The sequence below is a fragment of the Parabacteroides sp. AF39-10AC genome, assembly GCF_003635405.1.
Taxonomy (GTDB): domain Bacteria; phylum Bacteroidota; class Bacteroidia; order Bacteroidales; family Tannerellaceae; genus Parabacteroides; species Parabacteroides distasonis.
Genome location: NZ_QTLP01000034.1, coordinates 32449 through 43114, shown reverse-complemented (window position 1 = coordinate 43114; position 10666 = coordinate 32449). Strand labels below are relative to the sequence as shown.

8 protein-coding genes and 2 pseudogenes are annotated in these 10666 nt (G+C 47.4%); 2 read left to right on the top strand and 8 right to left on the bottom strand.

What is annotated here, in order from left to right; translation table 11 throughout:
* Both DW033_RS21865 and DW033_RS21860 read left to right on the top strand, forming a co-directional pair.
* Nucleotides 1-1603 (top strand): peptidase domain-containing ABC transporter (locus tag DW033_RS21865; protein WP_147423692.1); only part of this gene is annotated, 1603 nt, incomplete at its 5' end.
* Nucleotides 1604-1622: 19 nt separating this feature from the next.
* Nucleotides 1623-2921, top strand: coding sequence for an HlyD family secretion protein (locus DW033_RS21860; RefSeq protein ID WP_122383146.1), 1299 nt, complete (start codon nt 1623-1625; stop codon nt 2919-2921).
* A 1101-nt stretch (nt 2922-4022) separates the two neighbouring features.
* Here DW033_RS21860 and DW033_RS21850 read toward each other — a convergent pair.
* From DW033_RS21850 to DW033_RS21815, 8 genes and pseudogenes are all read right to left on the bottom strand, one after another.
* On the bottom strand, nt 4023-4433 hold the full coding sequence (locus DW033_RS21850) for a hypothetical protein (RefSeq protein WP_122140448.1): 411 nt from the start codon (nt 4431-4433) through the stop codon (nt 4023-4025).
* Between the two features lie 176 nt (nt 4434-4609).
* A complete protein-coding gene (locus tag DW033_RS21845; RefSeq protein WP_233554289.1) occupies nt 4610-5236 on the bottom strand; it encodes a RadC family protein in 627 nt (208 codons plus the stop codon).
* Between the two features lie 726 nt (nt 5237-5962).
* Nucleotides 5963-6823, bottom strand: coding sequence for a hypothetical protein (locus DW033_RS21835; RefSeq protein WP_009276891.1), 861 nt, complete (start codon nt 6821-6823; stop codon nt 5963-5965).
* Nucleotides 6824-6910: 87 nt separating this feature from the next.
* On the bottom strand, nt 6911-7117 hold the full coding sequence (locus tag DW033_RS25100; protein ID WP_226766937.1) for a hypothetical protein: 207 nt from the start codon (nt 7115-7117) through the stop codon (nt 6911-6913).
* 256 nt (nt 7118-7373) lie between these two features.
* Nucleotides 7374-8882: a Fic family protein gene (locus DW033_RS21830; protein ID WP_122383143.1), complete on the bottom strand. Its 1509-nt coding sequence runs from the start codon at nt 8880-8882 to the stop codon at nt 7374-7376.
* A 103-nt stretch (nt 8883-8985) separates the two neighbouring features.
* Nucleotides 8986-9624 carry a recombinase family protein gene (locus DW033_RS21825; protein ID WP_007564634.1) on the bottom strand — a complete coding sequence of 213 codons (639 nt, stop codon included), beginning with the start codon at nt 9622-9624 and terminating at the stop codon, nt 8986-8988.
* A gap of 13 nt (nt 9625-9637) precedes the next feature.
* A pseudogene (locus tag DW033_RS21820) lies at nt 9638-10472 on the bottom strand (virulence RhuM family protein).
* A 3-nt stretch (nt 10473-10475) separates the two neighbouring features.
* Nucleotides 10476-10666, bottom strand: a pseudogene (locus DW033_RS21815) (hypothetical protein); the annotation flags it as partial.

Below are 10666 nucleotides of genomic sequence, written 5' to 3'. Positions count from 1 at the left end.
GGATACCGGTATACGGGACAACAACCTAGGTTTCATAACCTTGATCCTTATATCGCAATTGGTGATCTTTATCGCCAAGCTATCCGTGGACTTCATACGGAGCTGGATATTGCTGCACGTAAACACGAGGATCAATATCGCCTTGATCTCCGATTTCCTCGCCAAGCTGATGCGCCTGCCCCTGCATTTCTTCGATACCAAGATGGTGGGCGATATCATGCAGCGCATCGGAGACCATGACCGCATCGAGGATTTCATGACGGGGACATCCATCAATACGCTCTTCTCTTTCGTCAACTTCATCGTGTTCGGGTTCGTGCTGGCCTATTACGACTGGACGATACTGGGACTCTTCTTGGTAGGTAACGGGTTATACGTGACGTGGGTACTCGCCTTCATGAGATGGAGGAGGGAGCTGGACGTAAAGCGTTTCTCGCAGGCGGCCGGGGAGCAGAGCAACCTATTCCAGCTCATCACCGGAATGCAGGAGATCAAGCTCAATAATTGCGAGACCAAGATGCGATGGAAATGGGAACGGATACAGGTAAAACTTTTCAAGATAGGGATCAAGGGGTTGGCGTTACAACAATATCAGCAACTCGGGGCGGTCTTTTTCAACCAGACCACGAACATACTCATCTCCTTCATCGCGGCACGGGCCGTCGTGCAAGGGGATATGACACTGGGTATGATGATGTCGGTGACCTACATCGTGGGGCAGCTCTCCTCACCGATCGAGCAATTGATCGATTTCTCACGGTCCTTGCAGGACGCGAAGATCAGTCTGGAACGGCTCGGCGAGATACACGGGAAGGAGGACGAGGAACAGGCAGGCGGGATAAGGCTGAATGTTCTCCCCGATGACAGGACGCTGCGGCTGGAAAACCTCAGCTTCAGCTATGATGGGGCGGACAGGGATTACGTGCTGGAGGATATCAACCTGACGATACCCCATAACAGGGTGACCGCTATCGTGGGGGCCAGCGGGAGCGGGAAGACGACGATCGTGAAACTCCTTCTCGGTTTTTACAACCCCAACAAGGGGGACGTGAGGATCGGCGATACCTCCCTCAGGAACTTGAATCCCCACGTATGGCGTAGTAAGACAGGTTCGGTCATGCAGGATGGTTTTATCTTCTCGGATACGATCGCCAACAACATCGCCCCCGGCGAGGAGGTGGTGGACAAGGAACGCCTGCTACATGCCGTGACGGTGGCGAATATCCGGGATTTCATCGACTCGCTCCCGTTGGGATATAATACGAAGATAGGCATGGAGGGAAACGGAGTGAGCCAAGGGCAGAGGCAACGGATCCTGATCGCCCGGGCGGTGTACAAGAATCCCGACTTCATCTTCCTGGACGAGGCCACGAACGCCTTGGATGCCAACAACGAGCGGGAGATCATGGAGCAGTTGCACGCCTTCTACAAAGGACGGACGGTGGTGGTCGTGGCCCATCGGCTAAGCACGGTACGTGACGCGGACAAGATCGTGGTGCTGGACAAGGGACGCATCGTGGAGGAAGGGACGCATCAAGAACTCACAGCCTTGCGGGAGACTTATTATAAATTGGTAAAGAACCAGTTGGAATTGGGGAGTTGATAGTTGACAAGTGACAGTTATGGAGAGGGATTCCGGTAAGGACATAGAACTGAGGAGCGAGGAGGTACAGGAGGTGATGGGGCAAGTGCCGGCCTGGATCGTACGGTGGGGGATAACGCTGTTGTTTCTCGTGGTCGTGGCGTTGCTGGTGGGGAGCTGTTTCTTCAAGTATCCTGACGTGATCACGGCTGACATGACATTGACGGGGCAACATCCCGCCACGGCAGTGGTGACACGGGCGGCGGGAAAGATACAGGAGCTGCTCGTGAGAGATAATCGTCCGGTAAGGGAGGGGGATTGGCTGGCGGTCATAGAGAACCACGCCAACACGAAGGATGCCATATACCTAGAGAAGGCGTTGGAACGATCCGGGGTGAATGTGGATAGCCTGGACAAGGCATTATCAAAGTACAAAGAGCTGTCACTGGGTGATATGCAAGCGGCTTACTCGGGACTACTCTCGGCGCTCCATGCCTGCATCAATTACAGGGAGATCGATTATTATCCGCAAAAAATGGCCTCCATCCGCAAGCAGATAGCGTCGTATAAGGCTTACTATAACGAGACCGAACGGCAGCGCAAGACCCTCTCGGAGCAATTCGCCTTGGCGGAACGACAATACGCCCGGGATTCATTATTGTATAGCCGGTCCGTGATTTCCTCCTACGAGCATGAGACCGCACGGGCTTCCCTGCTGCAAAGCCGTTATTCGCTGGAAGGGGCGGCAGCCTCGGCCGAGAACCTCCGGATACAGATCGGGGAGCAAGAGCAATCCTTGCTGGATCTGACGTTGGAGCGGAGCGAGAAAGAATTCACGCTACAGCAGGAATTACAGACCGCCCGGGAGCAGTTGCTGAACAGCATGAACGAGTGGAGGTTGCGTTATTGCCTGATCGCCCCGATAGAAGGTGCCGTGACCTTCACCAAGTACTGGAACGAGAACCAGTATATCCCGTCAGGAGAGGTGGCTTTCACCGTCGTGCCGCAAGGCGAGAGCCGGCTGGTGGGGAAGGTGCGCATACCGATAGCACGCTCGGGAAAAGTCCGGAGAGGCCAGCGGGCGATCGTCCGTTTCTCCAATTTCCCGGATCAGGAGTTTGGCGTGGTAAACGGCGTGGTATCGAATATCTCGTTGGTCCCTACCGACGAGTACTATACGGCGGATATCGATTTTCCCGAGGGCCTGAGAACCAATTACGGTATCGAACTGCCCGTCTCGCCCGAGACGCAAGCCTCTGCGGAGATCGTAACGGAAGAATTACGCCTGATCGAACGATTCTTCCTCCCGATCAAACGGATCGTGAAGGAAGGATTTTAGTGTAAAACACAAGTATTAAAAAGAGTTGTTTTCATATTAAAATAACAATAATATATAATAAAATATTATTCTACCGTTATGAAAAAAAGCCACCGCCATAGTGCCAAAAATGACGGTAGCTTTGATAAAACTCATGACCTTGTTGCAGCAAGGTTTTAAAGTATGAGCATTTACAATTGACTCTACGGATGCCAAACAAGGGCGTCCGTTTTTATTTGGAGTTTAATCCCCCTTCTTATGAATATGGGGCTTCAAAGATGGTGTATTCCCTGGAGTCTGTTTGTTGTCTCTTTGACGACGGTCAGGTTTTCCCGTAGATTTTGCAATCCTTTTTGGTCCTGGTTTGATACCCATAACAATCTTTTATAAGTAAAACATATTATCATCACGTATTCTCATTTACTGGTGAGACATCTATAAGAGCCAGCCGTATATCATTTCTAATTTATCAGCAAACGGATGCCTATGACACTAATCAATATAATGCGAATAGTATGCCAAAGTTTATAATTCATGATTTGCAAGGTTGTAGTGTCAGAAAAACTGACAAGAATACATTTTTACAAGGTTATATTTCACTAACATAACTTAATATAATTTTGCGCTTATTTACAAAGGTTATACTGTAAGATTGTATATAGTTACCAAATTTTTTTTGGATATGTGGAAGATATAATAGATACATCTCTGATATCGTTCTTCTGCCAATCACCGAAAGCAGGGTACACTTTCATGAAGAGATAAACCATACGAGTAGGCTTTCTCATTATTGTTACAACCGATCATATCAAAATTCAAATATCCTTTCACATTCCTTATCTCCGGTAATACGACTTTATTTAAACTTTGATTAATGTGTACAATACTTTGGCAATTTTTCACCGAAATATTAATTAAGTCATTCGCTTACTTTTGCATTTCATGCGTTAAACAATCGGTGTGGCCTGTATACGGCGACACTTCTTCATCGTTATTTTTCATATAATAAAGACACTTGGCTGTAACTTGCCATTTACGGAATCCAGAAACCTCTGCCGAGCAAAAAGCCGGGGGAGGCAGCCCATAAAAAGGGCAATCCGATACAATCAAGAAATTAACCTGCTATACCCTTGTACGAATGAAATAATCCATCATAGACACTACATACCTAAGCAATGGTATCAATACACCGATTACATATATCATAGCGTACCCCAAAAGGACAAAAGGTAATGTTCTACGATAAAGACATGCAACAGCGAGCAATATAAACGAAAAAGAAAAGCCATAAACTCCTATTTGAAAACCGGGTATCAATTCATAAACAGGTACGGGTTCCGGATGAAGCATGGCTCCGGCCACAATAGAATAAAGGCTGGTCAATAATATAAGCAGCGTATATAAGCAACTCTTAAGAATCCTGGGATCATTCCTTTTACAATAGAGAATCGTTCGGATATCACTTCTAAGAAACTCAATGCCCAGTAAAAGAGCCACCATAACGCCTGTATCAAAAGCAGAAAATATATTCATTCCGATCACCTTTGGCGCGAAGATATGTATTTATTCTGAAAAGCCACGTCCTTGCGTATTTTACGATGTCGCATCGATAGTCTGGGAAGCATTTTTTTGGTTCTTTTTTGGGGTAACTGCCAAAAAAGAACCCCGAAGCCGAAATTCCGGGCAGACGGGATTTCTCCCGTCCACCTTTACCTCTTTTGCAATCTTCCCTCGTCCGCATAGCTATAATAGTTATTGCCTGCCACAATCACATGGTCTAACAGACGGATGTCTAATGTTTCAGCGGCTTTTTTAACCGCTTCCGTCAAACGGTCATCCGCACCGCTGGGCTTGCGTGCCCCTGACGGATGGTTATGCACCATGATAAAAGATACGGCGTTATAATACAATGCCTGCTTCATGATAACCCGTATATCCACAGGGGCGGTATTTATCCCACCGCATGAGATACGGACTTTACGGATGAGTTTGGACGAACTGTTCAGCAACAGCACCCACATCTCTTCAGTAGTTATATCGGACAAAACAGGATGCATCATTTTATAAACATTATTGCTGGATAAAAGCGCAGGACTTTCAACTTGCCCTTCTTTCAGCCGTTTATATAGCTCAATCGCCGCATAAGCGACTTTTTTACGGCTGGGTGTCAGTGTTTCCAGTACATCAGACAAAAACAACCCGTCCATTTCCATCTGTTCATACTTATATTCTTCACGTTTCAGTTTCTCACTGTTCGTCAAGGTATAAATCAACTCGCTGTTTTCCATCACCCGATAAACGTCATTCACCTCAAATACGGTTCTCTTCGTTTTCATACTGCCAAAAATTAAAAGATTAATACTCGCAAACATCGCTTGTCGCCCCAACCATAAATTTTTCCTCAACTGATTGGGAACAGTGCATTGAAGAGAAAGCGGGAAAGACGGATCAGAACGGGATTGAACTGGTAAATACTACCTCCCGGAATGGGAGGATGGAGATTTGGCTTTTCAATATCGGGCGTTCCGTCCACGCCTACCTTCGCAACGTTCCTATCAGTTCAAGAAAAAATCATCATACCTCTCTTCCGGCATAGCCGGAGCGTAGAGCGTTAGGGATAGCAGGGAAAAGCCCGGAGGGTAACGAGGACTTGCAACGAATAGTCCGGCCAGAAGGGAACGCCCTGAAAAACCAATTGGGATACAAAAGAACAGAACCGCCTTCCAATCATATAAAAAAACGTGAAAATCAACACATACTTCCGAAAAATCTTTTTCCGAAAGTATGTATAGGGCATGTGAAGGGAAAATAAATTTTCCCGGTCATTTCTTTGGGGATATTTAAAGGGGTTAGGAGTTTAGGTCTTTATTATGTATTTTGGTGGATGGTTTTACACAGCCAATGCCTTTTATTCAAAAACTTCTCTATTTTATTTCACTGATATACTGACATATAAAAAACAGCTATTACCTATTCCTTTCATCAACGGGTGGACGGTTTTACACAGCTGACCAGTGAAACCGGACATTTTTACACAACTAAAGCAAAAGGAGTGGACGGTTCTACACAGCTGGATTGTCCATATTCACCGCCCCGTCCGTTTCCGGGGATATAAACTCTTCAGGAGCAGGAGCAACTTCCGTTCCATTGGCACTCTCCAACTCTTCCTGTGCCCATCCTTCCGGAAACCTGCCGAATACAGCCACGAAATCACTGATATATATTTGTTTTTTCTTTTCTACGCTTTCCGGGGAGTTTGCCCATAAAAGGAACTCTTTATACAGTCCGGCATCTTCCTCCACCTCTTTGATCTTCTTCCTCCTGACAGCCATATCCGTGTCCGGGTAGGCAATCTCGACATACAGCCCAAGCAGGTTCTTATAGAATTTCTTCACTACGACAGCATATTGTCCTTCATCAAAATAGTGCAGCGTATGCCTAGGAAACGAGAACAACACGGTATATACCCATCTCTCATGATCGCCTTTCACAAAAGAGAAATTGAAATTGGTATATTTCAGGTAAGTATTCATCTTTTTCAGTATCGAGGCGACCTTCTTTTTCCGGTCTTTGGGTTCGGCAATCTCTATGCCGAGCTTTTTAGCCAGTTGATCGACTGTCAGCACATAAAAAGGAGCCTCATTCTTGGCGGTCTTATACTTGATCAGGTAAACCATCTTGGAAAGCTCCAGATAGAAATAGCGGTAACGGCTGGGCATGCTGCGGTAATCCTGAAGCTCCAAGAGGTTATAGAGCGAGAACATGAAATTTTTTATCTCCGGGCTTACCACTGCCGAGTACAGCCTTTTCGTTGACTTCTTCGTCTTGAAATCGGTCATTATGTCGAAACGTTTCAGGATCTGCACGAAATTATAGGATGTACGGCCATCCTCGCCAATGGTCGGATAGCAGAGGTTCTCCAATCCCAGTTTATAGAGAGCCGCCTCAAAAACCGTCTCGATAGGATGGCTGATTCTCTGTCCTGCCGTGCCAGTACATACATATTCCGGCTACATATTCTTTCCGAACATGGCCGCAAGCTGCCGGCTATCCAGCTTGCGCTGCAAGTTGGTACGGTCATACCCCATCTTACGGCAAAAGTCTTCTACGGAGAACCAGGAAGTCCCGAACAAGTCTTTGAGGTGATAGCTGCCCAGGTATATGATCAGATCGAGCATGACGTTTCCACCTGCCTCATACAACCGTTCAATCAGCACGGAATTATACCTGGGGACACGGATCAGTTCTTTTGCCATGATAAAACTTACAAAATTGTACTAATACACTAAAATACTAAAAGTAGTAAATACTACATTCTAGGGAACAAACCTCTATTCTTTTTAAAATCAATCCAGAAAAGCCATAAAATCCTTGTATAAACGAGATATACTCCCTATACTTGCGTAGTAATCCTCTGTTGTCCCTGTCGTAAGACAAACTCCAGGGTTTTGTTTTTATATACTCCCCTATTCATTACTTGACCAATGATGCGATTACTTTCGTAAACTCCGAAATATCCCCTTCCACGCTGGCCTTTTCCAACGCTTTCATATATTCTTTTCTACGCTCCACCGGAACGACCGTCCAGTTATAGCCTCCAGACGCAAGCATGGCGTTCAAGACGAACCGTCCCATTCTCCCGTTCCCGTCCATATAGGGGTGAATATACACGAAAAAGAAGTGTCCCAGGACAGCCCTTACCGCCGGGTGCGGCTCATTCTTCAAGAGATCGAAAAGGACGGGCATAGCGTCCCTGACCGCTTTCGGGTTCAACGGGATATGTTGCGGTCCCCGTATATAGACCTGCCCGGTACGATAACCCACAAGATCCTCCCTTTGCAAGATCCCCACCGTAACGAACGGCATCCACATCTGCATATACCAGACCGGATGATCCGCCCTTACCGCTTCCCCTGCGTTCTTTCCTTTCAGTATATCGGAGATCGTCCCCCTGACAGCCTGGAACGCCTGGTAATACCCACGTGCCACCAGCGCGTTTTTATGCTCCTTATCTTCTTCCTCCGGCTTCCAGTTCCCGACACGCACTTTCTCGATCAGTTCCGGGGAAACCCTATATCCCTCGATCGAGAGAGAATGATAAGCGTCCTCCGAATACTTTTCATCGACGGATCTCAAATACCCCTCCACGTCATCAATCTTTCCATGGGCTTCGGGAAACAGTTCTACAACCTTATCCCTCATGTTCTCCCACATCAGGCGCAAGCGTGTGACGTAAGGCGACACCTCATAAACAAGGGGCGTTCGTGGCTGATCCTCGAACGGATCTTCTTCTCTCACGTCATACCCGAACCCCCGCATCGTGGAAACGATGCAGTCGGCGATTTCGCTGTTCCCGATGTTCCGGAACGCCCCGGCTATTCTTCCGGCACGAAGCGAAGCCCCGTTTCTCGCCAGTACCTTTAATATATCGGCAGCGTCCCGTATCATGGCCAGGCAGGTACGGGCCGCGATCCTCTCCACCTGGAAATATCTCGGCGTGGCATATACCAGGGCTTCGGCAAGCGGATAGAGATTAAGGCCGTATTCCGGCTCTTTATATACCTGATCCGGAATCTCGCTTTGAAACACCAAAAGCGAGGTATCATACATCAGCTTTTGCGTGTTGTTATGGCCTTTCGGCGACTTGATAATCACCAGCACGGGCACGGTCGTTTTCCCCGAATACAGATCCAGCGACTGGTCGGCCGTCAAGCACCATTGTTCCCCCAGCCGGACAGCCGCGTATTTCGCGATAAAATACCAGAATGAGGTGTACCAGACCGTCGTGTCCCCCTCTGTTCCCGGCCTGGCCGCAATATACCAGCCTTTCATTACTTCCTGCAACCAGCCGTTATCCAACAGCCGGGTTAAATGCGTCCTCCCTATCTCGACCGTCCCTTGCAGGACGACACAGCGGTCTTTCTCCTGGAGCTTTCTTAATTCCTCCAGTGAAGCCGCCATTTTCTCCGCCATTGTTGCCATAACCGTTTTTATTTAGATTCTGATTATTTTCGTGCAAATACTCGTTTTTAATTATGTGCATTTACTCGTATTTGTTGCAAAAATACAACATTTGTTCTGATAATCAGCTACTAATGAAGTCTTTTTTTACTTGTTGTATCGTCGAAACGGCCTTTCCCGTGAGCTTCGCCACGTTCCGGATCGAGTAGCCTTTCTTTAACAAAGCGATCGCCTCCCGGTATTCCTCTTTCCTCTGTTCGGCCGTTTTCCGGCTTCCCGGCTTCCGTCCCAGCCTGCCCCCTTTCTGGATGTACAACTCCCGTCCGCTATTAAGGCGGTCGATGATCCCCTGGCGTTCGATCGCGGCCAGTTCCCCCAACAGGGTAGTGATCAGAGAGGACAAGGGGTTTACCGTCTTGTCCGGCCGTAATGTTTCCAGGTTCAGGTTTTGAATATACACGCATATTTTATGCGTGTGCAGCGTATCGAGCGACTTTAGGATCTCCAGGGTTGAACGCCCCAGGCGTGAGATCTCGGTCAGCAACAACATATCCACCCGGTTCTGCGGATCCGTGCAGTATTCCAGGCAACGGCTTAAAACCGGGCGTTCGATATTGGCCTTTCGTCCGCTTATCTTTTCCTCAAAGACCGCCGTCACCTCGTACCCCCGTCCGGCTGCGAACCTCTCCAGATCGACAACCTGCCGTTCGGTCGATTGCCTGGCCGACTGCGAGCTTACACGTGAATAGATAACCACATTCATAAGACAAGGGATATTATAACAGGTCGGTTATCACAGCCGCCGGAATATCCAGCTTTGAGAAAGCGAACATCTTTTCCCCAGATCCTTTAACGAGGCTCCGATATGGTACACGTCCGTTTCATCAACGATCAGGAAACGATCGTGACTGTCCCGGTACGTCCTGATGTCGATAGGTGGGTACTGGCTGTTATGCCTGTCAAGATCAAGTTGGAGTTGCTGCGTGATACGCTGGGTGTAAATGGTGGCCGAGACACCGACGCTGCGTTTACTCAACATGAGCAAAACCGTTTCGTCCACATAGTTGTCGATAAGCACGATCGAACGCCTGGCCGACTTTACCAGATCGGTAGCGAACTTGTACGCATCGAAAATCTGGCCGTTATAAAAAATGCCTTCGACCGGGGGCAAGGCAGTACGCACAAAAAAATCTATCTTCTCGGTATGTTGAGCGACAGTCCTTTCAAGTTCTGACAAACGTTTATAATGGAATACCCTTTTAAAAGATAGTCCTTTAAAACCTTATTCGCCCATTGCCTAAATAAAATACCTCTTTTACTATTGACACGAAACCCAATGGATATGATCGCATCCAAATTGTAATAAGTCAGATTGCGCATCACTTGCCGTTTGCCTTCCTGTCGAACTGTTCGGAAATCCCGAACAGTTGAACTTTCCTCTAATTCTTTCTGATCATATATGTTTTTTATATGCTCGCTTATATTTGCTTTGCTGGATTGAAAAAGATCCACAATTTGCGCCTGTGTCAGCCAAACGGTTTCATCTTCCAGCCTCACTTCCAACTTGACCGCTTCATCCGGCTGGTATAATATGATTTCTCCCTGTTCCATTACTTATTTACCTTTTCTTAATTCATCAAGCCTCTGCATCGCACCGCTGAACTTCTCACTAAACATCATATCATCGGGCAAAACAAACCAGGTGGGAATACCTCTCGACTGTGGATTACCTATACATTCATCTTGCCCGTTCTGTTTGCGGTAATCGTCCCATTCACTATAAGCGATGTTCCAACGAATACCTA

Bases quoted from the DNA above. Each gene is read 5' to 3' on its own strand.
- DW033_RS21845 (WP_233554289.1), bottom strand. From the start codon at position 5,236: ATGAAAACGAAGAGAACCGTATTTGAGGTGAATGACGTTTATCGGGTG.
- DW033_RS21830 (WP_122383143.1), bottom strand. From the start codon at position 8,882: ATGGCAACAATGGCGGAGAAAATGGCGGCTTCACTGGAGGAATTAAGA.
- DW033_RS21850 (WP_122140448.1), bottom strand. From the start codon at position 4,433: ATGAATATATTTTCTGCTTTTGATACAGGCGTTATGGTGGCTCTTTTA.
- DW033_RS21860 (WP_122383146.1), top strand. From the start codon at position 1,623: ATGGAGAGGGATTCCGGTAAGGACATAGAACTGAGGAGCGAGGAGGTA.
- DW033_RS21825 (WP_007564634.1), bottom strand. From the start codon at position 9,624: ATGAATGTGGTTATCTATTCACGTGTAAGCTCGCAGTCGGCCAGGCAA.